24 protein-coding genes are annotated in these 24127 nt (G+C 71.0%); 7 read left to right on the top strand and 17 right to left on the bottom strand.

The features are described 5' to 3' along the window. Positions 1-42: 42 nt before the first annotated feature. Positions 43-534, top strand: a complete 492-nt coding sequence (locus ACZ6SQ_RS18590; RefSeq protein WP_386384254.1) for a DUF3180 domain-containing protein — start codon at positions 43-45, stop codon at positions 532-534. Positions 535-594: 60 nt separating this feature from the next. Here ACZ6SQ_RS18590 and folE read toward each other — a convergent pair whose 3' ends face one another. The 6 genes from folE to dacB all read right to left on the bottom strand — a co-directional run bounded on the left by folE (position 595) and on the right by dacB (position 8270). Beyond that, the gene (gene folE / locus ACZ6SQ_RS18585) at positions 595-1200 is read right to left on the bottom strand and encodes a GTP cyclohydrolase I FolE (RefSeq protein WP_469563016.1); all 606 of its coding nucleotides are present in this window, start codon (positions 1198-1200) and stop codon (positions 595-597) included. Positions 1201-1343: 143 nt separating this feature from the next. Next, positions 1344-3383, bottom strand: a complete 2040-nt coding sequence (ftsH, locus tag ACZ6SQ_RS18580) for an ATP-dependent zinc metalloprotease FtsH (RefSeq protein WP_469563014.1) — start codon at positions 3381-3383, stop codon at positions 1344-1346. Between the two features lie 182 nt (positions 3384-3565). After that, positions 3566-4126 carry a hypoxanthine phosphoribosyltransferase gene (hpt, locus tag ACZ6SQ_RS18575; RefSeq protein ID WP_386384296.1) on the bottom strand — a complete coding sequence of 187 codons (561 nt, stop codon included), beginning with the start codon at positions 4124-4126 and terminating at the stop codon, positions 3566-3568. A gap of 77 nt (positions 4127-4203) precedes the next feature. After that, complete coding sequence (tilS, locus tag ACZ6SQ_RS18570; protein WP_469563012.1) at positions 4204-5229, bottom strand: tRNA lysidine(34) synthetase TilS; 1026 nt, start codon at positions 5227-5229, stop codon at positions 4204-4206. A gap of 191 nt (positions 5230-5420) precedes the next feature. Then, positions 5421-6554, bottom strand: coding sequence for a zinc-dependent metalloprotease (locus tag ACZ6SQ_RS18565; RefSeq protein WP_469563010.1), 1134 nt, complete (start codon positions 6552-6554; stop codon positions 5421-5423). Positions 6555-6692: 138 nt separating this feature from the next. Then, the gene (gene dacB, locus ACZ6SQ_RS18560; RefSeq protein WP_469563008.1) at positions 6693-8270 is read right to left on the bottom strand and encodes a D-alanyl-D-alanine carboxypeptidase/D-alanyl-D-alanine endopeptidase; all 1578 of its coding nucleotides are present in this window, start codon (positions 8268-8270) and stop codon (positions 6693-6695) included. 79 nt (positions 8271-8349) lie between these two features. Here dacB and ACZ6SQ_RS18555 point away from each other — a divergent pair, with 79 nt between their 5' ends. Next, complete coding sequence (locus ACZ6SQ_RS18555; protein ID WP_386384241.1) at positions 8350-8841, top strand: inorganic diphosphatase; 492 nt, start codon at positions 8350-8352, stop codon at positions 8839-8841. Between the two features lie 113 nt (positions 8842-8954). Beyond that, complete coding sequence (locus ACZ6SQ_RS18550) at positions 8955-10601, top strand: threonine/serine exporter family protein (RefSeq protein ID WP_469563004.1); 1647 nt, start codon at positions 8955-8957, stop codon at positions 10599-10601. 144 nt (positions 10602-10745) lie between these two features. On the opposite strand, the gene ACZ6SQ_RS18545 is transcribed toward ACZ6SQ_RS18550, so the two are convergent. Beyond that, on the bottom strand, positions 10746-11675 hold the full coding sequence (locus ACZ6SQ_RS18545; RefSeq protein ID WP_469563003.1) for a DedA family protein: 930 nt from the start codon (positions 11673-11675) through the stop codon (positions 10746-10748). A 143-nt stretch (positions 11676-11818) separates the two neighbouring features. Here ACZ6SQ_RS18545 and ACZ6SQ_RS18540 point away from each other — a divergent pair, with 143 nt between their 5' ends. Further along, on the top strand, positions 11819-12184 hold the full coding sequence (locus tag ACZ6SQ_RS18540; RefSeq protein ID WP_386384235.1) for a YbjQ family protein: 366 nt from the start codon (positions 11819-11821) through the stop codon (positions 12182-12184). A 59-nt stretch (positions 12185-12243) separates the two neighbouring features. On the opposite strand, the gene ACZ6SQ_RS18535 is transcribed toward ACZ6SQ_RS18540, so the two are convergent. The 7 genes from ACZ6SQ_RS18535 to ACZ6SQ_RS18505 form a co-directional block, all read right to left on the bottom strand. Then, complete coding sequence (locus ACZ6SQ_RS18535; RefSeq protein WP_469563001.1) at positions 12244-13005, bottom strand: MerR family transcriptional regulator; 762 nt, start codon at positions 13003-13005, stop codon at positions 12244-12246. Between the two features lie 73 nt (positions 13006-13078). Then, positions 13079-13840, bottom strand: a complete 762-nt coding sequence (locus ACZ6SQ_RS18530) for an ABC transporter permease (protein ID WP_469562998.1) — start codon at positions 13838-13840, stop codon at positions 13079-13081. Next, a complete protein-coding gene (locus ACZ6SQ_RS18525) occupies positions 13837-14793 on the bottom strand; it encodes an ATP-binding cassette domain-containing protein (protein ID WP_469562996.1) in 957 nt (318 codons plus the stop codon). Before ACZ6SQ_RS18525 ends, ACZ6SQ_RS18530 begins: the two co-directional genes overlap by 4 nt. A 94-nt stretch (positions 14794-14887) precedes the next feature. Beyond that, entirely contained in the window at positions 14888-15529 is a 642-nt protein-coding gene (locus ACZ6SQ_RS18520; protein WP_386384228.1) for a PadR family transcriptional regulator, read from the bottom strand. Positions 15530-15563: 34 nt separating this feature from the next. Continuing rightward, positions 15564-16112 (bottom strand): DinB family protein, encoded by a 549-nt coding sequence (locus ACZ6SQ_RS18515; RefSeq protein ID WP_469562993.1) that lies wholly within the window; start codon positions 16110-16112, stop codon positions 15564-15566. A 139-nt stretch (positions 16113-16251) separates the two neighbouring features. Continuing rightward, positions 16252-17712 (bottom strand): aldehyde dehydrogenase family protein, encoded by a 1461-nt coding sequence (locus ACZ6SQ_RS18510; RefSeq protein ID WP_469562992.1) that lies wholly within the window; start codon positions 17710-17712, stop codon positions 16252-16254. 114 nt (positions 17713-17826) lie between these two features. Beyond that, positions 17827-18651, bottom strand: coding sequence for a helix-turn-helix domain-containing protein (locus ACZ6SQ_RS18505; protein WP_386384294.1), 825 nt, complete (start codon positions 18649-18651; stop codon positions 17827-17829). A 331-nt stretch (positions 18652-18982) separates the two neighbouring features. Between ACZ6SQ_RS18505 and ACZ6SQ_RS18500 the strand changes: the two genes are divergently transcribed. Continuing rightward, positions 18983-19489 carry an ATP-binding protein gene (locus tag ACZ6SQ_RS18500; RefSeq protein WP_469562990.1) on the top strand — a complete coding sequence of 169 codons (507 nt, stop codon included), beginning with the start codon at positions 18983-18985 and terminating at the stop codon, positions 19487-19489. Between the two features lie 90 nt (positions 19490-19579). Here the strand turns inward: ACZ6SQ_RS18500 and ACZ6SQ_RS18495 are convergent, their stop codons facing one another. Next, complete coding sequence (locus ACZ6SQ_RS18495) at positions 19580-19798, bottom strand: DUF397 domain-containing protein (RefSeq protein WP_386384292.1); 219 nt, start codon at positions 19796-19798, stop codon at positions 19580-19582. Positions 19799-20409: 611 nt separating this feature from the next. On the opposite strand from ACZ6SQ_RS18495, the gene ACZ6SQ_RS18490 reads away from it, so the two are divergent. Further along, positions 20410-20904 carry a hypothetical protein gene (locus ACZ6SQ_RS18490; RefSeq protein ID WP_469562988.1) on the top strand — a complete coding sequence of 165 codons (495 nt, stop codon included), beginning with the start codon at positions 20410-20412 and terminating at the stop codon, positions 20902-20904. Positions 20905-21020: 116 nt separating this feature from the next. Here ACZ6SQ_RS18490 and ACZ6SQ_RS18485 read toward each other — a convergent pair whose 3' ends face one another. Together ACZ6SQ_RS18485 and ACZ6SQ_RS18480 are read right to left on the bottom strand one after the other, a co-directional pair. Then, positions 21021-23144: an FUSC family protein gene (locus tag ACZ6SQ_RS18485; protein WP_469562985.1), complete on the bottom strand. Its 2124-nt coding sequence runs from the start codon at positions 23142-23144 to the stop codon at positions 21021-21023. Beyond that, entirely contained in the window at positions 23141-23452 is a 312-nt protein-coding gene (locus ACZ6SQ_RS18480) for a hypothetical protein (protein WP_469562982.1), read from the bottom strand. The genes ACZ6SQ_RS18485 and ACZ6SQ_RS18480 overlap by 4 nt, the downstream gene beginning before the upstream one ends. A 26-nt stretch (positions 23453-23478) precedes the next feature. Here ACZ6SQ_RS18480 and ACZ6SQ_RS18475 point away from each other — a divergent pair, with 26 nt between their 5' ends. After that, positions 23479-23994 (top strand): DUF4232 domain-containing protein, encoded by a 516-nt coding sequence (locus tag ACZ6SQ_RS18475; protein WP_469562979.1) that lies wholly within the window; start codon positions 23479-23481, stop codon positions 23992-23994. The last annotated feature ends 133 nt before the right edge of the window (positions 23995-24127 follow it).

The raw sequence follows: 24127 nt of genomic DNA, 5'->3' as shown, positions 1-24127 counted from the left end.
GGTCGACACGACCACCACGTCCGGGGGAGCTGAAGGAACACCGTGAGAGAGCTGCGCATCAGGGTGCTGGCAGGCGTGTTCATCGTCGCCGGAATCCTGTCCTGGGCGGGCGCCCGCCTGTGGAACTCGGTCGGAACCCTCCCCAGCGTCCCCCTGGCCGCACCCATCGTGCTGGCCGTGATCGCCGTGATCCTGCTCGCCACGGCCCTGTCCCTGCGCGCCCGCCTCAAGGCCCAGCGCGAACGCCGCCCGGGCGCCAAGGGCGTCGACCCCCTGATGGCCGCCCGCGCCGTCGTCTTCGGCCAGGCCAGCGCCCTGGTGGCCGCCCTCGTCGCCGGCATGTACGGCGGCACCGGCGTCTTCCTCCTGGAGTACCTCGACATCCCGGCCCGCCGCGACCAGGCCATCTACGCCGCCTTCTCCGTCGCCGCCGGAATCGCCGTCATAGCGTCCGCCCTCTTCCTGGAACGAGTCTGCAAACTCCCCGAGGACGACGACAACCACAACGGCACAGGCGCAGCCCCGGCGGCCTGAGCGTCACCGGGCCGCCCGAAGGGCACCACCGCCTGAGAGCCCTCGGCGGGCTCCAGGAGCTCAGCGGGCCATGATCAGGCTCATCGCCTCGTTGCGGGTCGCCGCGTCCCGCAGCTGGCCGCGCACCGCCGAGGTGAGGGTCTTGGCGCCCGGCTTGCGGATACCGCGCATCGACATGCACATGTGCTCGCACTCGACGACGACGATCACACCGCGCGGCTCCAGGATGTCCATGAGGGAGTCCGCGATCTGCGTGGTGAGTCGTTCCTGCACCTGCGGCCGGCGGGCGTAGACGTCCACCAGCCGGGCCAGCTTCGACAGCCCCGTGATCTTCCCTGAAGTGGCGGGGATGTAGCCGACATGGGCGACGCCCCTGAACGGCACCAGATGATGTTCACACGTGCTGTACACCTCGATGTCCTTCACCAGGATCATCTCGTCGTGTCCCAGGTCGAACGTCGTGGTGAGCACGTCCTCCGGCTTCTGCCACAGCCCCGCGAATATCTCCTTGTAGGCCCGCGCCACCCGGCCCGGTGTCTCCTTCAGGCCCTCGCGGTCCGGGTCCTCGCCGACCGCGATCAGGAGCTCGCGTACGGCGTTCTCGGCGCGCTTCTCGTCGAACTCGCCGATGGGGCCCTCGCCGTCCAGCGTCACGGGGTCGGTCATCTCGTGCCTCGTTCCTGAATAACTGTCGCGTCCGGATCACGCGTCTCACATGCGGGCATACGGAAATGCCGCGCCCCCCAGGCTAGAACCAGGGGGGCGCGGCATCCATTCCGGGCCCGGTGGGGTCACCGGGGCCGGAGGGGTCAGCTCTCGGGGCGGTCCTCGGTGACCGGTTCGGCCACCGGGGTGGGCTCCGTCGCCGTGGACTTGGCGGTGCTGATCGCCGGGGTCGCGCCGTTGGCACCGTTGGTCAGTGCGAGCTCCTTGGGGGAGAGCACCGGCGGGCGGGTGGACGGCGTGCGGCGGGAGGAACCGGTCCAGGCAGGTCGCGCCGGGCGCTTGACGATGGCGGAGAAGATCTCGGCGATCTCCTCCTTGCCCAGCGTCTCCTTCTCCAGCAGCTGGAGGACCAGGTTGTCGAGGACGTCGCGGTTCTCGACCAGGATCTCCCAGGCCTCGTTGTGCGCGTTCTCGATGAGCTTCTTGACTTCCTCGTCCACCAGGGCGGCGACCTCTTCCGAGTAGTCGCGCTGGTGGGCCATCTCACGGCCGAGGAACGGCTCGGTGTTGTCGCCGCCGAACTTGATGGCGCCGAGTCGCTCGGTCATGCCGTACTGGGTGACCATCGCGCGGGCGGTGGCGGTGGCCTTCTCGATGTCGTTCGCCGCGCCCGTGGTCGGGTCGTGGAAGACGAGCTCCTCGGCCGCACGGCCGCCCAGCATGTAGGCCAGCTGGTCCAGCATCTCGTTGCGGGTCGTGGAGTACTTGTCCTCGTCCGGCAGGACCATCGTGTAGCCCAGCGCGCGGCCGCGGCTGAGGATGGTGATCTTGTGGACCGGGTCGGAGTTCGGCGAGGCCGCCGCGACCAGGGCGTGACCGCCCTCGTGGTACGCGGTGATCTTCTTCTCCTTGTCCGACATGATCCGGGTCCGCTTCTGCGGGCCCGCGACCACACGGTCGATCGCCTCGTCCAGCATGTGGTTGTCGATCAGCTTCTTGTCCGAGCGGGCCGTGAGCAGCGCGGCCTCGTTCAGCACGTTGGAGAGATCGGCACCCGTGAAGCCGGGGGTGCGGCGGGCGACGGCCGAGAGGTCGACGTCCGGAGCGACCGGCTTGCCCTTCTGGTGGACCTTGAGGATCTCCAGGCGGCCCTGCATGTCCGGGCGGTCGACCGCGATCTGGCGGTCGAAGCGGCCGGGGCGCAGGAGGGCCGGGTCGAGGATGTCGGGGCGGTTGGTGGCGGCGATCAGGATGACGCCGCCCTTCACGTCGAAGCCGTCCATCTCGACGAGCAGCTGGTTCAGGGTCTGCTCGCGCTCGTCGTGACCGCCGCCGAGGCCGGCGCCGCGGTGGCGGCCGACCGCGTCGATCTCGTCGACGAAGACGATGGCCGGGGCGTTCGCCTTGGCCTGTTCGAACAGGTCACGGACTCGGGAGGCACCGACACCGACGAACATCTCGACGAAGTCGGAACCCGAGATCGAGTAGAACGGCACGCCCGCCTCGCCGGCGACGGCGCGCGCGAGGAGGGTCTTGCCGGTGCCGGGCGGGCCGTACAGCAGCACGCCCTTGGGGATCTTGGCGCCGACGGCCTGGAACTTGGCCGGTTCCTGGAGGAACTCCTTGATCTCGTGGAGTTCCTCGACGGCCTCGTCCGAGCCCGCGACGTCGGCGAAGGTGGTCTTGGGGGTGTCCTTGGTGATGAGCTTGGCCTTCGACTTGCCGAAGTTCATCACCCGGGAGCCGCCGCCCTGCATCTGATTCATCAGGAACAGGAAGACGACCACGATGAGGACGAAGGGAAGCAGCGAGAGCAGGATGCCCACGATGGGGTTCTGCTTCGACGGCGAGACGGTGTACCCGTCCGGGATCTGCTTCTCCTGGAACTTCTGCTGGAGCGTGCCGGCGATGGTCACGCCCTGGTCGCCGATGTAGCTCGCCTGGATCTTGGAGCTGTCCTCGACCTTTACGCCGTCCTTGAGCTCGACCTTGATGGTCTGCTCGTCACCTGTCGTCAGCTTGGCCGACTCGACCTTGTTCTCGTTGATCGCCTGGATCACCTGGCCGGTGTCCACCGTCTTGTAGCCCCCGGACGAGCCGACGACCTGCATCAACACGACCACGGCAAGGACGGCCAGCACGATCCACATGACCGGCCCACGGAAGTATCGCTTCACGTCCATCCATACGGAGCGGTGCCGCCCCGTCCCTCCTGCCATAGTGAGTTTGATAAGACAGTTCTTCTGACGGTACCCCAGCTTTGCGGCCGGAAGCCGCACGGACTGGCGGGGAACCCGTCTGCATGCTCCAACGGCGCGACACCCGCCGGGGTTCCCGATCTTCGTACGGCACTGGGCCCTTCGGGTCAGCCGCCGTAGACGTGGGGCGCGAGCGTACCGACGAACGGGAGGTTGCGGTACTTCTCGGCGTAGTCGAGGCCGTAGCCGACGACGAACTCGTTGGGGATGTCGAAGCCGACCCATTCGACGTCGATGGCGACCTTGGCCGCGTCGGGCTTGCGCAGCAGGGTGCACACCTTCAGCGTCTCGGGCTCGCGGGAGCCGAGGTTGGAGAGCAGCCACGACAGGGTCAGGCCGGAGTCGATGATGTCCTCGACGATCAGGACGTGGCGGCCCTTGATGTCGGTGTCGAGGTCCTTGAGGATCCGTACGACGCCGGAGGACTGGGTGCCCGCGCCGTAGGAGGAGACGGCCATCCAGTCCATGGTGACGGGGGTGGACAGCGCTCGGGCGAGGTCGGCCATGACCATGACGGCGCCCTTGAGGACTCCGACGATGAGCAGGTCCTTGCCCGCGTACTCAGCGTCGATCTTCGCGGCCAGCTCGGCCAGCTTCGCGTCGATCTCTTCCTTGGTGATGAGCACCTGCTTGAGGTCGGCACCCATGTCTTTCGCGTCCACCCGCATCACTTTCGGTCGTCCCACCGGCCGTCCGGTCCCTCCCGTGAAGAGGGACCGGGTCGTCTCCCCTCGTGGGAGAGATTTCAGCCTTGCCGAATCACCAGTCTGCCACCCTGGCGCTGGGCCACGACTCTGCCGGGGAGATTGATGGCTCCCTGGCCGCGCCAGCCGGTGATCAGCCGGTCGACTTCCTCGATGTGCCGGGCGAAGAGCGAACCGGCCGGAGCGCCCGCCTCGATGGCGGCGCGGCGCAGGATCCGGCGGCGTACGGCGGGCGGCAGGGCGTACAGCTTGGCGCACTCCAGGCGTCCGGTGGCGTCACGGACGGCGGCCTCGGCCTGACTCGCCCAGGCGTCGAGCGCGTCGGCGTCGTCGCGGGAGAGCTGGGCCGTTCGGGCGAGGGCCTCCACGACGCCTTTGCCGAGTGCCTTCTCCAGGGCGGGCAGGCCTTCGTGGCGCAGGCGGGAGCGGGTGTACGCGGGGTCGGTGTTGTGCGGGTCGTCCCACACGGGCAGCGACTGGACCAGGCAGGCCTTGCGGGCGGTCTGGCGGTCGAGCTGGAGGAAGGGGCGCCGGTAGCGGCCGTCGGCCCCCGAGACCGCGGCCATGCCGGACAGGGAGCGGATGCCGGAGCCGCGGGCGAGACCGAGCAGGACGGTCTCGGCCTGGTCGTCGCGGGTGTGGCCGAGGAGGACGGCGGTGGCTCCGTGGCGGGCGGCGGCGGCGTCCAGGGCGGCGTAGCGGGCGTCGCGCGCGGCGGCTTCGGGTCCTCCGTCGCGGCCTACGGTGACGGTGGCGGACTCGACGGGGTCGAGGCCCAGTTCGCGCAGGCGCACGACGACTTCCTCGGCGCGCAGGTCGGAGCCGTCCTGGAGGCCGTGGTCGACGGTGACGCCGCCGGCCCGGATGCCGAGCCTGGGGGCTTCGAAGGCGAGGGCCGAGGCGAGCGCCATGGAGTCGGCGCCGCCGGAGCAGGCGACGAGGACGAGCGGCGGCGGGGTGTGCGCGGGGCTCGTCGCGGGTGGTGTGGAGTGGTGGTCGGTGAGGATGTCGTGGAGGACGCGGCGGACCGCCAGGCGTATCGCCGCGACCGCAGGATGGGGACCCATGTCCGGTTCCCTTCATGAAGTTTTCGGGGGTGAGCCCGAGTTCGGTCACTCAGAGTGTGTCGATGGTGACAGAAATGGGCGGTTCCCCGAGCATTGCACGCCTGTCCATGCCTCACGGTCCCTCGGACGGGTGATTGGAGGGGCGTTCGACTGCCGTCGGCCGAATACCCTCGCTCCGATCGCGCGGGGTGTCATGTGTCGGTCCTGCCGTGCACCCGTGTGATCCAGTCCGCCGGTTTGGCGATCTCGGTCTTGGTGGGGAGGGTGTTGGGGGAGGTCCAGACGCGGTTGAAGCCGTCCATGCCGACCTCGTCGACGACGGCCCGGACGAAGCGTTCGCCGTCGCGGTACTGGCGGAGTTTGGCGTCGAGGCCGAGGAGCCTGCGCAGGGCGAGGTCGAGGCGGGAGGCGCCCTTGGCGCGGCGCTGCTGGAACTTCTCGCGGATCTCGGCGACGGAGGCCACGACGTCGGGGCCGACGCCGTCCATGACGTAGTCGGCGTGTCCTTCGAGGAGGGACATGACGGCGGTGAGGCGGCCGAGGATCTCGCGCTGGGCGGGGGTCTGCACGAGTTCGACGAAGGAGCGGCCTCCGTCGTCCTCCTCGCCCTCGGGGCGGCCTCCGGCGAGCGACTGGGCGGCCTCGCGGATGCGTTCCAGGACGGTGCCGGGGTCGACGTCGGTCTCGGCGAGGAACGACTGGATCTCGCCCTCGAGGTGGTCGCGCAGCCAGGGCACGGCGGTGAACTGGGTGCGGTGGGTCTCCTCGTGCAGGCAGACCCAGAGGCGGAAGTCGTGCGGGTCGACGTCGAGTTCGCGTTCGACGTGGACGATGTTCGGGGCGACCAGGAGGAGCCTGCCGCCGCCGTTGTCGGCGCCGGGGAGGTCTCGGGTGCCGGGGGCGAAGGTCTCGTACTGGCCGAGGACGCGGGAGGCGAGGAAGGACAGCAGCATGCCGAGTTCGACGCCGGTGACCTTGCCGCCGACGGCGCCGAGCACTGCGCCGCCGGGGGTGCCGGTGCGGCGGTCCTGCATCTTGTCGAGCAGGGGCTTGAGGATGGCGCGGAACCCGGCGACGTTGGCCTTGACCCAGCCGGGCCGGTCGACGACGAGTACGGGTGTGTCGGCGAGGTCCTCGCCGCCGAGGCGGGTGAACGCGCGCACGTGCTGCTCGGAGGCCTTGGCGTGCCGGCGCAGTTCGGCGACGACGGCGCGGGCCTCGTCACGGCTGATCTCGGGGCCGGGCCGCAGGAGGCGGGTCGCGGTCGCCACGGCGAGGTTCCAGTCGATCATCCCAGCGGATGCGGCACCACCGATGCTCGTCATGCGTCAACCGTACGTGAGCGGCCCCCTCGGGGGCAGGGCGCTCGCGGCGGGGCATGTGCGTGATGTCCCGGGCGCCGGGCGCTGTGCCCGTCCGTCGCGTCGCGCGCTGCGGACGGGCGTGGCGCCGCCGGGGCCGGCTCAGCGGCAGCCGCAGTCGGCGAGTGCGGTGGCCACCCGGTCCAGGGCGGTCTGGGCCGCGTCCTTGTCGAGCGTGCCGGAGGCGAGGAAGGCGAAGGCCAGGAGGCGGCCGTCGCGGTCGACGACGGTGCCGGCGAGGGCGTTGACGCCGGTGAGGGTGCCGGTCTTGGCGCGGACGAGGCCGGCGGCGCCGTCGGCGTAGCGGGTGCTCAGGGTGCCGGTGAACCCGGCGACGGGCAGGCCGGTGAGGGCGGGGCGCAGTTCGGGGCGGGCGGGGTCGGCGGCCTCGGCGAGCAGCGCGGTGAGCAGGCTCGTGCTGAGCCGGTCCTCGCGGCTGAGTCCGCTGCCGTCCTTGAAGACGGCGCCCGCGACGGGCAGGCCGAGCTTCTTGAGCTGGGCGTGCACCGCCTGTCCCGCGCCGTCGAAGTCGGCGCGGCGGCCGGTGGCGAGGGCGGTGTGGCGGACGAGCGCCTCGGCGATGTCGTTGTCGCTGTTGGTCAGCATGCGCTCGACGAGGGTGGCCACGGGCGGCGAGGAGACGGTGGCGAGGGTCTGCGCGCGCGTGGTCGCCTTGGAGGGTCCGGGGGCGCTGGTGCGGATGCCGTGGGCCTTCAGGAGGCCGGCGAAGGCGCGGGTGGCGTCGGCGGCGGGTTCCTTGCTGCGGGTGGCGGTGCCGCTGGTGGAGTCGTCGACGCGGGCCTCGTCGGTCATCAGGGCGGTGACGGGGGCGATGTTGTCGTTCTCCCCGATCGGGTGACGTTCGGGGCCGGTGTAGAGCGTGGTGTCGTAGGAGAGGGTGACCTCGCGTACGCCGCGTTCGGCGAGTTTCCTGGCGGTGCGGTCGGCGAGGGTGCGCAGGTCGGCCCAGCCGCCGGCGTGGCCGCGGGCGGTGAGGGTGGGGTCGCCGCCGCCGACGAGGACGAGTTCGCCGGTGTCGGGCTCGAAGGCGGCTCGGGTGGTGAGGCGGTGGTCGGGGCCGAGCGCGGACAGGGCGGCGACGGCGGTGGCGATCTTGGTGGTGGAGGCCGGGATCAGGGCTTCGCCGGACGCTTTGCCGTACACGGATCTGCCGGTGGCGAGGTCGACGACGGCGGCGGCTCGGCGTTCGCCGAGCGCGGGGTCCTGGAGCAGAGGGCCCAGGACGTCGGCGAGGGGGCGGGCGCCGGGCGCGGACCCCGCGCCGGGCGCGGAGCCGCCGAGGCCGGTGAGCACGGTCGGGGCGCTGGGGGCGGGGCGCGGCGCAGCGGGCTTCCTGGCGGATCCGCGACCGTGAGATGCGCCACCTGTGTGCTGCTGGGCGACCGCCCGGTCGCGCTCGGCCGTACGCTGACCGGTGGAGTCCCAGGGACCCGCTGCGGTGACCGCACCGGCGGCCAGCGCCAGTCCGGCCACCCCGGCACCCGTGGTGAACTGCCAGGTTTTCACCCGCTTGACCTGCGGTTTCGTGGGCCGTGCCCATCGCGTCAACCGCGGTGTCGCGGCTGCGGCGATCCGGGCGAGGCGGGGTCGTACGGCGTTCGCGGCCCGCACCAACCGGGGCCTCGCAACCCGCCACGGCCTGAGCTCTGGCACGACCACCAGCCCCTTTCGCGATCACACACCTGCGTGAGGGACACTTAATCACCAGAACTGTGCGCTGATCATGGAGGAGCCACCGGTGGAGTTCGACGTCACGATCGAGATCCCGAAGGGTTCGCGGAACAAGTACGAGGTGGACCACGAGACCGGTCGTATCCGCCTGGACCGCCGACTCTTCACGTCGACCGCCTACCCGACCGACTACGGGTTCGTCGAGAACACTCTCGGCGAGGACGGCGACCCGCTCGACGCGCTGGTCATCCTGGACGAGCCGACCTTCCCGGGCTGTCTCATCAAGTGCCGCGCGATCGGCATGTTCCGGATGACGGACGAGGCCGGCGGCGACGACAAGCTGCTGTGCGTGCCGGCGACCGACCCGCGTGTGGAGCACCTGCGCGACATCCACCACGTGTCGGAGTTCGACCGGCTGGAGATCCAGCACTTCTTCGAGGTCTACAAGGACCTGGAGCCCGGCAAGTCCGTCGAGGGCGCCAACTGGGTCGGCCGGGTCGAGGCCGAGCAGGAGATCGAGCGGTCCTACAAGCGGGCCGAGGAGCAGGGCGGCCACTGAGCCCCCTGCCGCAGAGCCGATACGACGGGCCGTACGCGCATGCGTGCGGCCCGTCCGGTTATCTGTACGCATACTGACCTTGGTTCGGTGTCGTACAGGGAGCGCTGCTTTAAGTGACGGAAGCGGAGGACCGCAAACCGCAGTCGGACGAGGCGAGGAGCGCGTTCACCCCGCCTCCCGGGGTCGGCCCGGCGGACGGTGTGGACACGGAGTCGTCGACGACGTCCGAGTTCGCCGTCCCGAAGGGGCTGGACGTCCCCTCGCCGCCCGGTCCCGAGCCGGAGGGGTCGGCGTTCACCACGCCGAGCACGTACAGCTCCAAGGGTGCTCCGGCGGCGTTCACGCCCGCCACCGGGATACCGCTGGTGAGTCTGACCAAGGGCGGGCCCTGGCAGGACCGGATGCGCACGATGCTGCGGATGCCGGTGGCCGAGCGGCCGGCGCCGGAGCCGGTGCAGCGCGCCGAGGAGGGCGGTCCGGCCGTCCCGCGCGTGCTGGACCTGACGCTGCGTCTCGGTGAGCTGCTGCTGGCGGGCGGGGAGAGCGCCGAGGACGTGGAGACGGCGATGTTCGCGGTGTGCCGTTCCTACGGTCTCGACCGCTGCGAGCCGAACGTCACCTTCACCCTGCTGTCGATCTCGTACCAGCCGTCGCTGGTGGACGATCCCGTGACGGCGTCCCGTACCGTGCGCCGCCGTGGCACCGACTACACGCGGCTCGCGGCGGTGTTCCAGCTCGTCGACGACCTCAGCGACCCGGCTACCCATGTCTCGCTGGAGGAGGCCTACCGGCGGCTCGCGGAGATCCGCCGCAACCGGCACCCGTATCCGACCTGGGTGCTGACCTCGGCGAGCGGGCTGCTGGCGGGCGCGGCCTCGCTGCTGGTCGGCGGTGATGTGATCGTGTTCGTCGCGGCCGCGCTGGGCGCGATGCTCGGCGACCGGCTGGCGTGGCTGTGCGCGGGGCGGGGGCTGCCGGAGTTCTACCAGTTCACGGTCGCCGCGATGCCGCCCGCGGCGATAGGGGTCGCGCTGACGCTCACCCATGTCGATGTGAAGGCCTCCGCCGTGATCACCGGTGGGCTGTTCGCGCTGCTGCCCGGGCGGGCGCTGGTGGCGGGTGTGCAGGACGGTCTGACCGGCTTCTACATCACCGCGGCCGCGCGTCTGCTGGAGGTGATGTACCTGTTCGTGGGCATCGTCGTGGGCGTGCTGGTGGTGCTGTACTTCGGCGTCCAGTTCGGTGCCGAGCTCAAGGCGGACGAGGCGCTGGTGCTGGCCGAGCGGCCCGTCGTGCAGATCGTCGCCTCGATGCTGCTGTCCCTGACCTTCGCGGTGCTGCTTCAGCAGGAACGATCCACCGTGCTCGCCGTCACCCTCAACGGGGGCGTGGCGTGGTCGGTGTACGGCGCCATGCACTACGCGGGCGGTCTGTCGCCGGTCGCCTCCACGGCGGTGGCGGCGGGGCTGGTCGGCCTGTTCGGGCAGTTGCTGTCGCGGTACCGGTACGCCTCGGCGCTGCCGTACACGACCGCGGCGATCGGGCCGCTGCTGCCGGGGTCGGCGACGTACTTCGGGCTGCTGTCCATCGCGCAGAACGAGGTGGACAGTGGGCTGGGTTCTCTGACCAAGGCGGCGGCGCTGGCGATGGCCATCGCGATCGGCGTGAATCTGGGGTCGGAGGTGTCGCGGTTGTTCCTGCGCGGACCCGTTGCCTCCGGCGGTGAGCGGAGGGCGGCGAAGCGGACGCGGGGGTTCTGAGCCCCCGGGTCCCCCTGCGAGGTCGTTCGGGTGCGGGTTCGTCGGGGCTTTTCGCGCAGTTCCCCGCGCCCCTGAAAAGCATGCGCAGTTCCTCGCGCCCCCAAAAACCTGCGCCGGTCCGCGTCCCCTTTAGGGGTGTTTTTGTCAGCCCTGGTTGTAGGGGTGGGGGTACTGCTGTTGGTTCTGCTGGTGCTGGGGGGTGTACGGCTGGTTGTGGTTCTGGTCGTAGCCCTGGTCGTACTGCTGGTGGCCGTTGTAGTACGGGTCGGGGGCTGGCTGGGCGTAGTGCTGCTGGTCGTAGCCCTGGTCCGGGCCGTACTGGTTGCCGTACCGGCCGTTCTGGTCGTCCGGCTCGACGCGGCGGAGCTGGGTCGTGGCGTCGTCCATCGGCGGGTAGGGCTGGTACGGCTGCTGCTGGGGGGCCGCCACCTGCTGCTGCGGGGCCGGGTTCTTCTTGGCCTGGGAGCGGGCCCTGAGGAACTCGATGATGATCGGGACGACCGAGAGGAGGACGATCAGGATGAGGATCGCCTCGATGTTCTTCTTGACGAAGTCGATGTTGCCCAGCCAGGAGCCGAGCAGCGTGACCCCGGCGCCCCAGAGGATGCCGCCCAGGACGTTGAAGATCAGGAACGAGCGGTACCGCATGCCGCTGACGCCCGCGATGATCGGCGTGAACGTGCGCACGATGGGCACGAAGCGGGCCAGGACCAGGGACTTCGGGCCGTACTTCTCGAAGAACTCGTGGGCCTTGGTGACGTTCTCCTGCTTGAACAGCCGGGAGTCCGGGCGGTTGAACAGGGCCGGGCCGACCTTCTTGCCGAACATGTAGCCCGCCTGGTCGCCGAGGATCGCGGCGAGGCAGATCAGCAGGATCGCGGCCCACAGCGGGAAGTCCAGCTGGCCGGAGGTGATCAGCAGGCCCGCCGTGAACAGCAGGGAGTCGCCCGGCAGGAAGAAGCCGATGAGCAGCCCGGACTCGGCGAAGACGATCAGGAGCAGGCCCCAGATGCCGAAAGTGTCGAGCAGGTGGTTCGGGTCGAGCCAGCTCGGTCCGAGTGCGAGCGTCGTCACGGTTCCGGGCTCCTGAGGGGTGAGAGAGGTACGGCGGCGTCCAGTGCGGCCGGGCCAAAGCTATCAACGCCCGGCGGCCGCCCCAGGTTCCACCGGGTGACTCCAGGATGCACTGTGGGTTCGCGGGGACAAAGCTGTGAGCCATGGGCATCGATGACTACGGCGGCGGCCAGGGGCCCCAGCCGGACGTACTGGTCGTGACGACGAACGACATCCCCGGATTCCGTGTCGAGCAGGTCGTCGGCGAGGTCTTCGGGCTGACGGTCCGCTCCCGCCATCTCGGCAGCCAGATCGGCGCGGGTCTGAAGTCACTGGTCGGCGGTGAGCTCAGAGGGCTCACCAAGACGCTGGTGGAGACCCGCAACCAGGCCATGGAACGGCTGGTGGAGCAGGCGCGCGCGCGTGGCGCCAACGCCGTGCTGGCCTTCCGCTTCGACGTGACGGAGGCGGCGGACGTGGGTACGGAGGTGTGCGCGTACGGGACCGCGGTGGTCGTGGCCCGGGAGTGACCCGCCCGTGGTGAGTCCGGACCGCCCGGGAGCGAACGGCTCGCTCCCGGGCGGCGGCGTCACGAGGTGCGCCGGGCGGCGTTCGCCGCGATCGCGTCCCGCAGATGCTCGGCCAGGCCCGGGCGCATGGTGTCGTAGAACGCCTTGAAGCGCTCGTCCGAGACGTACATCTCGCCCAGACCCCGGTGCATGTCGTACGGGCACTCGTAGAACCAGGTGCAGATGTGCTGCCGGTGCTCCTCGGCCATGCTCATGGCGGCCTCGCCGTCCGGCCGCCCGCCCGCGGCCATCAGGGCGTCGTAGCGTTCGCCCCAGTCGGCCACCTCGGCCTGCATGCGCTTCCAGTCCTCCTTGGTGTAGCGCGCGGTGCGGCGCTGCGACTCGGCGTAGGCCTCGGTGCCGCCCCAGCGCTGCTCCGCCTCCTCGGCGTACTGCTCGGGGTCCTTGTCGCCGAACACCTCGAACCTCTCCTCGGGCGTGAGACTGATGCCCATCGTGCGTGCCTCCATGGCGTGCTCCACGGCCGCCGCCATCCTGCGCAGCTTCTCGATCCGGGCGGTCAACAGCTCGTGCTGCCGGCGCAGATGTGCGCGCGGGTCCGCGTCCGGGTCGTCGAGCAGGGCGGCGACCTCGTCGAGGGGGAAGCCGAGCTCCCGGTAGAACAGGATCTGCTGAAGCCGCTCGAGGTCGCCGTCGGTGTAGCGCCGGTGGCCGGCGTGACTGCGCTCGCCCGGGGCGAGCAGGCCGATGGCGTCGTAGTGGTGCAGCGTGCGCACCGTGACCCCGGCGAAGTCGGCGACCTGTCCCACGGAGTAGCTCACCTTCCGCTCCTTTCTCGGTACGCCCTCCACGGTGGGGCCTCACGCGACGTGAGGTGCAAGGCGGATTCTGCCGCTAGCGGCTGAGTCGCCCGAACCGCCTCACCGCCAGCGGGAAGAACACCGCCAGCAGGCCCAGCGGCCAGGCCACGGCGGACCAGACGTGGGCCGTGTCGACCGGGCCGGCGGCGAAGAGGTCGCGTACGGCGGTGGCCGTGTGGGACAGGGGGTTCCAGTCGACGACGGTGCCCAGCCAGCCCGGCATGGAGGCGGGGGTGGCCAGGGCGTTGGAGAGGAAGCCGATGGGCCAGACCAGGATCTGGACCGCCTGGACCATCTCGGGGCGGCCGGCCACCAGGGCGAGGTGGATGCCGATCCAGAGCATGGCGAAACGGAAGAGCAGAAGCAGGCCCATCGCGGCGAGGAAGGCGGCCGGGCCGCCGTGCGTCCGCCAGCCGAGGGCGAGGCCCACGCCCGTCAGGGCGGCCAGCACCAGCAGCGACTGGAGCATGTCGGCGACGGACCGGCCGACCAGCACCGCCCCGTCGGCCATCGGCATGGAGCGGAAGCGGTCGACGACGCCCTTGGTGAGGTCCTGGGTGACGGCGATCATGGTGCCCTCCAGACCGAAGGCCATGGTGAGGGCGAGCATGCCGGGGATCAGGTAGTCGAGGTACTCCCCCTGCACGCCGCGCCCGCCTCCGATGAGGTAGCCGAACATCAGCATCAGCATCACGGGGAAGACCAGGGCGACCACGACCTGCACCGGCTGCCGTGCCCAGTGGGCCAGCTCGCGGCGGGTCATGGTCCAGGAGTCGGTCAGCGCGTAGGTGGTCACATGGTCTCCTTCACTCGGTGCCCGTCGCCCGTCAGGTGCAGGAACACCTCGTCCAGGGTGGGCCGCCGCAGGGCGATGTCCTGGGCCTCGATCCCGGCCTCCCGCAGCGCCTGTACGACCTCGGCGAGCGCGGTCATGCGGTCGGTGACCGGGGCGCTGAGCAGCCGCCGGTCGGGGTCGACGGAGACGGTGTCCTTGGGCAGCGGCAGCAGGGCGACGGCCGCGCCCAGCCGGCCGGCGTCGCGCAGTACGACCTCGACACGGTCGCCGCCGAGCGCGGACTTGAGCTCGTCCGGGCTTCCCTCGGCGACGATCCGGCCGGAGTCGACCACCGAGATCCGGTCGGCGAGCTGGTCGGCCTCCTCCAGGTACTGGGTGGTGAGCAGGACCGTCGTGCCGCCGCCGACCAGGGAGCGGACCGCGTCCCACACCTCGGCGCGGCCGCGCGGGTCGAGGCCCGTGGTGGGCTCGTCCAGGAAGAGCACCTCCGGATCGGTGATCAGGGACGCGGCGAGGTCGAGGCGGCGCCGCATGCCGCCGCTGTACTGCTTGACGGCCTTGCGGCCGGTGTCGGCCAGGCCGAAGCGTTCCAGGAGCTCGTCGGCGCGCGCGCCCGCGCGGCGGGCCCCCAGGTGGTACAGGCGGCCGAACATCTCCAGGTTCTGGCGGCCGCCCAGTTCCTCGTCCACGGCCGCGTGCTGGCCGAGCAGGCCGATACGCAGGCGGACCTCACGGGCCCGGGTGACGACGTCGTGCCCTGCCACCTCGACGCGGCCCGCGTCCGGCCGCAGCAGGGTGGACAGGATCCGCACCAGGGTCGTCTTCCCGGCGCCGTTGGGGCCCAGCACGCCCTGGACCGTGCCGCTCGGGACGGTCAGGTCGAGTCCGTCCAGGGCGTTCTTGTCTCCGTATGTCTTGCGTGCGCCTTCCACGGCGATCGCCGTACCGGTCACGAGCCACCCGCTCCCCTCGCTAGTCAAACTTGACTACAGCCTCACGGTAATACCCGGAAGGCTAGTGGTCAAACTTGATTAGCCCGGATGCGTGTCAGCGGGCGTCGCCCGGGTGCCGCTCCCCCGTCGCCCAGGGGTTCTCCTGGCCCTCGGCGAGGACGCCGACGAACGGGTCGCCCTCGCCCGCGAAGACGTACGCCCCGCCCTCGACGCGCTCGATGAGGCCCCGGGTCCACTCGGCCTCGGCGTCGGCCGTGTGGATCCAGAGGTTCATGATCTCGCCGATGTGGCCGAGCTGGCCGGGGCCCTGTTCGGGCACATAGTGCTCGGTGACGGCCCCGCGCCACTCCTCGATGCGGCGGATGCGCTCCTTGAGCAGCGCCACCGCCTCGGCCCGCGGCAGATCGACCATGAAGCCGATCGCCGCGGACTTCATGTCCGTCTTCTGGTCGTAGTTGGTCAGCGCCTCACGGACCAGGCCGAGGTACTCGGCGATCCCCAGGTCGGTGATCTCGTACTCGGTGCGGGGCGGGCCGCCTGCCGTGGAGGGCGCGATCTCGTGCGCGTGCAGCAGGCCCTGCTTCGCCATCTGCTTCAGCGCGTGATAGATCGAGCCGGGCTTGGCGTTGGACCACTCGTGCGCGCCCCAGTACTCCAGGTCGTTGCGCACCTGGTAGCCGTGGGCCCGCCCGTGCTGGCGCACGGCGCCCAGCACGAGGAGACGGATCGCTGACATGGGGCCAGCGTAGAGCCCCGCCTCCGCGCCCCGTTCACCCCCAGGAGCCGCCCTGTTCCTCGGCGACGAGCTCGAAGGCGGTCCTGCCGTCCAGGGACTCGCGGATGATGTCGGCGTGACCGGCGTGCCGGGCGGTCTCGCGGATCAGATGCAGCACCAGCCAGCGCATGGAGACCCGCTCGTCCGGCGGGAACCAGGGCTCGTCCGGCAGCGCGAAGGTGTCGTCCAGACTGGGCACCGACCGGACGAACGCCTCCGTCTCGGCGGCGACCTTCTCCCACTGGTCCAGCTGCCCCTGGAGCGTCTCGTCGCCGATCAGGCGGAAGTTCTCGTGCCAGTTGGTCTCGTCCCGCCGTACGGCCGGCGGCTCGCCCTTGGCGCGCGCCACCCAGCCCTGCTCGACCTCGGCGACATGCTTGACCAGCCCCGCCAGGCTCAGTTCGCTCGCGCTCGGCCGCGCGGACGCCTGCTCGTCGGTCAGCCCCAGTACCGAGCGCCGGATGCCGCCGCGCTGCTCGGCGAGGAAGGCGAGCAGCGCTCCCCGCTCGTCGCCCCGCTGCTCAGCCCGCACATGAGTGACCATTCCCGTCGCCTTTCGCCGTGTTCGCCGTCGTTCCTCCCGACATCAGTAAAACTACGGGCCCTTGCGGTCAGGTTCTGTCCGCAAAGGCCCGGGGTGGCGAAAGTGGCGCGGGAAAACGGGTTCTCCGCGGGGCGGCCGGTCAGAAGGGGAACCGGCTCCGGCCGTGCTGTACGGAGATCCACTTCATGGTGGTGAAGGCGTCCAGGGTGCTCTCGCCGTTGAGGCGGCCGACGCCGGAGTTCTTCTCACCGCCGAAGGGGACGAGCGGCTCGTCGTGCGTCGTGCCGTCGTTGACGTGGAACATCCCGGTGTCGATGCGCTGGGCGAACCGCACGCCGCGCTCGACGTCCGCCGTGTGCACGGCCCCGCTCAGGCCGTAGGGCGTGTCGTTGACGAGGGTCACGGCCTCCTCCTCACCGTCGAACGGGACGAGGAAGGCGACCGGGCCGAACACCTCCTGCCGCAGCAGGGGGGAGCCGGCCGGGATGTCGGTGAGGACGGTCGGCTCGACGAGGTTGTCGCGGGTGGCGCCGCGCACCAGGGCGGTGGCACCTTCGGCGACGGCCTGCTCGATCACGCCCGAGATGGCCTCCGCCTGGGAGGAGTTGATCAGCGGGCCGATCACGGTCTCGGGGTCGCGCGGGTCGCCCGCCTTCAGGGACTTCACCTTGGCGACGAACTTCGCGGTGAACTCCTCGGCCACCGAGCGGTCCACCAGCACCCGGTTGGCGGCCATGCAGACCTGGCCCTGATGGACGTAGCGGCTGAAGACCGCGGCGTCCACGGCGTAGTCGAGGTCGGCGTCGTCCAGCACCACCAGGGCGCTGTTGCCGCCCAGTTCGAGGATGGTGCGCTTGAAGTGCGCGGCGCAGACGGTGGCCACGTGGCGGCCGACCTTGTCGGAGCCGGTGAACGAGATGACCTTGGGTATCGGGTGCTCGATGAAGGCGTCGCCTATCTCGGCGATGTCCGTGACGACGACGTTGAGCAGACCGGCCGGCAGACCCGCGTCCTCGAAGATCTTCGCGATCAGGGTGCCGCCGACGACCGGGGTGTCCTGGTGCGGCTTGAGGACGACGCCGTTGCCGAGCGCGAGCGCCGGGGCGACCGACTTCAGCGACAGCAGGAAGGGGAAGTTGAAGGGGCTGATCACGCCGACCACGCCCACGGGGACGCGGTAGAGGCGGTTCTCCTTGTTCTCGTCCGGCGAGGCGATGATCCGGCCCTCGGGCCGGGTGGCCATGCTGATCGCCTCGCGCAGGAACTCCTTGGCCAGGTGCAGCTCGAAGGCGGCCTTCATCCGGGTGCCGCCCAGCTCGGCGACGATCGCCTCACCGATCTCCGGCTCGCGCTCCTCGACCAGCCGCAGCGCCTTGTCCAGCACCGCGCGGCGGGCGAACGCGCCCGTCTCGGCCCACTGACGCTGCACGCGCGCGGAGGCGCGGTAGGCCTCGTCGATCTCCTCGGCGGTGGCGATGGTGATCGAGGCCAGCTTCTCGCCGTCGTACGGGTTGAAGTCGATGATGTCCCAGGAACCGGAGCCCGGACGCCACTCGCCGTCGATGTACTGCTGTGCCAGGTCGGTGAAGTAGGACGACATTCGCTCCCTCAATCCCCTGCCGGAGAAGCAGACGAAGCGGTCGAGCGGTCACGGCGGGAAGTACCGGCCCCCGAACGGCTTCACGGTCCGATCAAGCGTCATCGTACTTGCGTTTCAAGACAGTTGAAGGAGACCTCGGAGAAGATCCCGGCTCTCGTCGGGTCCCGGGCTGTCGTTCTGGAGCTCCTTCAGGGCGGCCTCGTACTGCGTGACGTCCTCGGTCTTGTCGAGGTACAGCGCACTGGTCAGCTGTTCCAGATAGACGACGTCCGACAGGTCCGACTCGGGGAAGCTGAGGATGGTGAACGCGCCGCTCTCCCCGGAGTGCCCGCCGAAACCGAACGGCATGACCTGGAGGCGGACGTTGGGCCGCTCGGAGATGTCGATCAGATGCTGGAGCTGGCCGCGCATCACCTCGCGGTCGCCGTAGGGGCGGCGCAGGGACGCCTCGTCCAGGACGATGTGGAAGTCCGGGGCGTTCTCGTCGACGAGGTGCTTCTGCCTCTCCAGGCGCAGCGCCACCCGCCGCTCCACGTCGGCCTCGCTCGCGCCCTTCATGCCGCGTCGCACGACCGCGCGGGCGTAGCCCTCGGTCTGGAGCAGGCCGTGCACGAACTGGACCTCGTACGCCCGGATCAGGGAGGCGGCGCCCTCCAACCCGACATAGGTGGGGAACCAGTTGGGCAGCACGTCGGAGTAACTGTGCCACCAGCCCGCCACGTTGGCCTCCCTGGCGAGGGAGACCAGTGCGTTGCGCTCCGTCTCGTCGGTCACGCCGTACAGCGTCAGCAGATCCTCGACGTCTCTCGTCTTGAAGCTCACCCGGCCCAGCTCCATCCGGCTGATCTTCGACTCGGAGGCACGGATGGAGTACCCGGCCGCCTCACGGGTGATCCCGCGCGCCTCGCGCAGTCGCCTGAGTTGCGAGCCGAGCAGCATGCGCCGCACCACCGATCCGGGCTCTCCCGCGCTCACGTTCGCCAGCCTCCCCAAGTCTTCAGGGCCCGCAGTCTGCCACTAAAACACTTCGAGCAGTACTCGCCCGATTACAGAGACGGAAAGTAGCCAAAGATTCAACAGAGAACCAGTGCGGCGGCCGACCGGTCGGGAGGTCGAAGATGGCAGAAAAAATGGCTAAGAAGCGGTACGGGAGCGACCAATTCGGTCACGTGCACGTGCATCTGCCCTTGCATCTGCTCTACGCATCCGAAACCATGGTCCCGCGCCACCGCTGCATCGCAACGACCGCGAATTCCCGGGAGTGCCTCGCATGGGGACGAATGGATCGACCATGCTCAAGCCGTTACGGCAGGGCCTTCCGCCGCTCGACCCCGCGGCCGTGTCCAGCGCAGCCTCCTGCGCCCTCCCCGCTCGCTACGAAGCCGTCCGCGACGCACGGCAGTTCACCCGCAGAGCCCTTGAGCAGTGGGACCTCGACGAGCGGTTCGACGACGTCGGCCTCGTGGTGTCGGAACTGGTGACCAACGCGCTGCGGCACGCACTGCCGGAGGGCGGGGCGGCCGGGGTGCGGGTGCCGCAGCAGGAGCCGTCCGTACGGCTTCATCTGATGCGGTGGACCGAGCGGCTGATGTGCGCGGTGCGCGATCCCAGCAACGACAGTCCCGTCGCGCGCGATTCCGACGATTTCTCCGCGGAATCGGGACGGGGGCTGTTTCTGGTGGACTCCTTCAGCGACAGCTGGGGATGGCATCCGCTGGCCGGCACGCTCAGCGGAAAGGTCGTCTGGGCGCTGTTCCGGCTTCCGTCGGACGGGTGACGGAACGCGGCACGTCCCGTCGCCCGGGCTCTACGCGCGTTACGCGGTAACGCGGGCCTGTCTGCCGCCCGTTGGCTCGTGCCAACGCGGTCAGCCCGCTATCAGATGGTCGAACTCCCCGTCCTTGATGCCCAGGAGCATCGCCTCGATCTCGGCGCGTGTGTAGACCAGCGCCGGGCCGTCGGGAAAATTCGAGTTGCGCACGGCTACGCGGCCGCCCGGAAGACGGGCGAATTCCACGCAAGAACCCTGCGAGTTGCTGTGGCGGCTCTTCTGCCAGGCCACGTCCCGCAGCTTCGTCGCGGCCATGCCGTTGTACACGTCGTGGTCCACAGGTCGCTCCCCGGTGGTGCACTGGCTGGTGTGGCCATTGATGCATTGGTCAACTGTGCCGGATCATAACGTTGTTCATGTGCAGATGCATGGGCAGATGCACGTGCACGCGCGGTGGTCCTGTGATTACAGCCGCGCATACGTCCTGGTAGGCGGGCTGCCAACGACTACCGCGGCGATCGCCTGACACACGACCGCCTGCCCCTGTTCATGATCTTCCCTGCCGTACGCCGTGTCGTGCGGTTTTACTGCGCCGGGCGCCGCCCCGCCGATCGTCCGGATCAGTTCCTCCGTACAACAGGTATGGACGCTCCGAAGGGCGATCCTGTTCCACCCCCGGGCCGGGCGGGAGGGGAATCCCGGCCTCCTGATTGTCCGGATCCCGGCCTTCCGTATAGCGCTTCTTCCTGCGTTCGCGTTCCTCGGTTCACGGATTTCCGGCATACGGGTGCCGGGTTTCCCGTACGGGGCGGGTGAGTCGTCCCCGCGGGGGTGCCGGATCTCACAGGCTCCGGCGGGGTTACGGGCTGGTAGCGTCCGAGCGTTTCGTCCGGCAGTACAGATCCGTCACACCCTGGGGGCTCGCAGTGCATTCGGCGACGTACGCGCGCGTGGCGCGCAGGTGGCTGCGGGGCGCGGCGCTGGCCGCGGGGCTGACGGGCGTGCTCGTCCTGAGCGGCTGCACGGACGACGGGCCGGGGAACGACGACCCGACGACCGGCGCCACGTCGTCCTCCTCCGCGAGCGCGACCCCGGACGGCGGCGCCACGCCGGCGCCCGCCGACACACTGGAGGGCACCTGGCTCACCACCTCCGAGGGCAGCGCCGTCGGCCTGGTCGTCACGGGAGAGCAGGCCGCGCTGTTCGGCTCCAAGGGCACGGTGTGCAGTGGCAGCGCGAGCGCCGGGTCGATCCGGCTGACCTGCACCACCGGCGGCGACGACCGGGCCCTGGGCACCGTGGACTCCGTCGACGGCACGACCCTGAAGGTCACCTGGGAAGGGCGGCTCGGGCAGGAGACGTACCAGCGCGCCGAGGGCGGGAAGCTGCCCTCCGGGTTCCCGACGGCCGGGCTGGGCTGACCGGTCCGCGCCCGGCTGCCTCCCGCGGGCGGTGAGCCGGCCGGTGCCCAGCTGGGCACCGGGATTCCGCGGGCCGTTCGGTGCGCGAGCCGTTCAGTGCGCGGGCCGTTCGGTGCTCAGTGGGGCGTCGGACTCCGCGGGCCGTCCGGGTTCGCGGGGCCGTTGAACGGCAGCGGCGACGGGTCCGGGTCGAGCGCCTCGGACAGCTCCGTGAGGTGCCGCAGCAGCAGACGGCCGCTCCGGTGGACGACCGTGTCCTCGGCACCGGCCCAGTCGGGCGTCTCCAGCGCCTCCCGCACGGGCGCCCAGTCAGGTGCCCGGCGCTCGCGTACGGCACGGGCGCCCGCCTGGGTCGCCTTGCGCAGGGCGTCGGCCAGCCGCGCGGCGGGCGGCACCGCGGCCGCGTCGCGTTCCGGCAGATGCGCCTCCATGAGCATGGCCACCCGGCCCAGCTGGGTCAGCGCGTCCTCGGCGTCGTCGGCGGCGATCAGGGACAGACCGCGGTGGCGCACCGGTTCGCCCGCCGCCTGGGCCACCGCTGTGTGCCAGGCCGCGCGGGCGGCGCGGGACAGCAGGACGGCCTCACGCACATCGGGCGCCCTCCTCCCGTCGGGCTCGGCGTAGTGCCGTACGACCGCGGCGGCGTACCGGCCCTGGGCGAGCAGCCAGTCGGCGAGGTAGCTGCGCAGGCGCGGGGTCTCCCAGGCCGGGTAGACGGCATAGGCGACCATCGCCAGCACACCGCCCAGCAGGGTGAGCAGTACGCGCTCGGGCACGGTCTGGGTCCACTGCTCGCCGCCCATGCCGAGCAGGAAGACGACGTACGCGGAGGTACACGCCTGGGTGACGAACTGGCCGGTGCGCATCAGCAGATACATCAGCGCGGCGCTGAGCACCGCCAGCGCTCCCGAGACCTCCGGGTCGGGTCCGGTGAGCTGGAGGACCCCGGTGGCCGCGGTGACGCCGACCAGGGTGCCCGCGAAGCGGGCCACCGCGCGGCTGTACGTCTGCGAGAAGTCCGGCCGCATCACCATCACGGCGGCCAGCGGCGCCCAGTAGCCGTGGCCGAGGGGCAGGGCGGCACCCAGCAGATAGCCGAGGCAGGCGACCACCGTGGCGCGGATAGCGTGCCGGGTGATGGGCGAGGACCGGTGGCGCAGCTCGTCCCGCATGGTGGCGAGTAAGAGCGGCGCCAGGCTCAGCAGGGAGGGGCGGCGGAGGTGGCGCACGGGCCGGTCGTCGCCCTTCGCCTTCGCCTCGCCGCCCGCCGTCTCCACCACCTCCCGCAGGAGGCGGCCGAGGCGGGTGGCCGCGCGGTAGGGGGCGCCGTGCAGGATCGAGCCGGTGTCCGGGGTGCGGAAGGCGGCGTCCGCGGCGGGCGGCACCCGGACCGCCCGGCCCCGGCGGATCGCGCGGGCGGCGGCGTCCAGGGTGTCGGCGGCCGCGCCGAGCAGTTCGCGCGCGCGGTCGCGTTGCGGGCCCTCGGCCGGGACGCCGACGGCCGGGTCGGCGAGGGAGGCGAGGACGGGCCGGATGCGCTCGGCCAGACCCCGTGCGCCGTGCAGTTCGGCGGGGCGGTTGCGGGCCTGCCGCGAGGTGATCGTCGCCGCCGCGCGGGCCTCCATCAGCGGCAGCGGGTCGAAGGGCGCGACCGGGTTGTGCCGCAGTCGGCGCGCGTAGTCGGCCTCGGCGGCGAGGGCGTCGGCCAGGGCGTCGCGCTGGCGGCCCCAGGGACGCACGGGGATCAGCAGGATCAGGGCCGCCTGGATCAGCCCGCCGACGACCATGGTCGAGGCGTGCAGGGCCGCGTCGGCGACCGAGGTCGGCAGGGTGACGGTGACCAGCATCATCGCCACGTTGGAGGAGGCGATCAGACCGGTCGTCGGGCCCGTGGCCCAGCTCAGCCCGGCCACGAAGGCCCACACGGCCAGCAGCAGGAGGAACAGGGGCAGGTACGGGATCGTCAGATAGCCGAGGAACGTCGACACCGCCAGGCTCGCGCCGGAGGCGAGCGCCAGTTGGGGCCGCGGGCGCCAGCTGCGCTGGAAGGTGGCGATCGCCGCCTGGAACGCGCCGAACGCCGAGCTCGCCGCCGCCTCCGGGCCCAGCGTCCACAGACACAGCCCGATGGTGATCCCGAGCCCCGCGGCCGCGCGCAGCGCGATCAGCGGCTCCAGGCGCTTGCGCTCCACCGCCAGGCCCGAACGCGAGGTCTCCTTCAGCGCCCGGAACCAGGTCATTTTGTCAATGTACGGGACATTTCGACAGGGTCCTCGGCGAGGGCCGGGGGCGGCTCCGGGGCCTCCTGTACGGCGAGGTGGGCGCCTAGGTGGTCGCTTGAGTCGGGGCGGGTGAGCGGTGGGTGGTCGCGTGCCCGGCAGCCGGCGAGCGGCGGTCGGTCGCGGGCGTCGAGGCCGGCGAGTGGCGGGTGGTCGCGGGCGTCGAGGCCGGCGAGTGGCGGGTGGTCGCGGGCGTCGAGGCCGGTGGACGGGCGGGCAGCGGGGTCGGCGCGCGGTGGGCGGCCGGGTGCGGCATGATCCTTGGGCATCCACCCGAGACACCGAGGACCAGCCCATGCGTGCCGTTCGCATCACCGTCGCCGCCCTTGCCGCGAGTCTCGCGCTGACCGCCTGTGGCGGCGGAGGCTCGGACGACTCGGACCCCAAGCCGCGGGCCGGCGGCGCCTGCGCGGTCGGGGACGTGAAGGTCGAGGCCGGGCCCGCGAACGCCGCGCCCGCCGCCGGGGACACCGGGAACCTGCCCGTCACGGTCACCAACAACGGCCCCGAGTGCACCCTGAAGGGCTTCCCCGGGATCGAACTGCGCACGGCCGACACCGCCGCGGCCGTCGCGCCGGACCCGGCCGCGAAGGCCACCACCCTGACCCTCGCGGAGGGCGCGTCCACCTCCGTCACCCTGACCTACGTCAGGGGGGAGGCGGGCACCGGCTCCCTGGACGTGAAGACCCTGCGGTTCACCCTGCCGGGAGCCTCCGAGAGCCAGGACTTCCCGTGGTCGTACGGCCCGGTGGCCGGGACGGCGGACGCTCCGGAGGCGTCGCTCACCGCGTTCCAGCAGACGGGCGACTGACCGGGGCGGCGGTATCGCGCACGGGCCCCAGGCCCTGTCGTCGAACTCCCGTCGTCGCCCGGAGGGCGGCCCTGCGGCGTCAGGTGCGTGCTCTGGGGGTCCCCTCTGGGGGAGTGCCGGGTGCAAGCCCTCG

The sequence above is a fragment of the Streptomyces sp. NPDC048600 genome (genome assembly GCF_055587025.1).
Note: the sequence above shows the minus strand (reverse complement) of the source record. Positions and strands in the feature narration are given on the sequence as shown.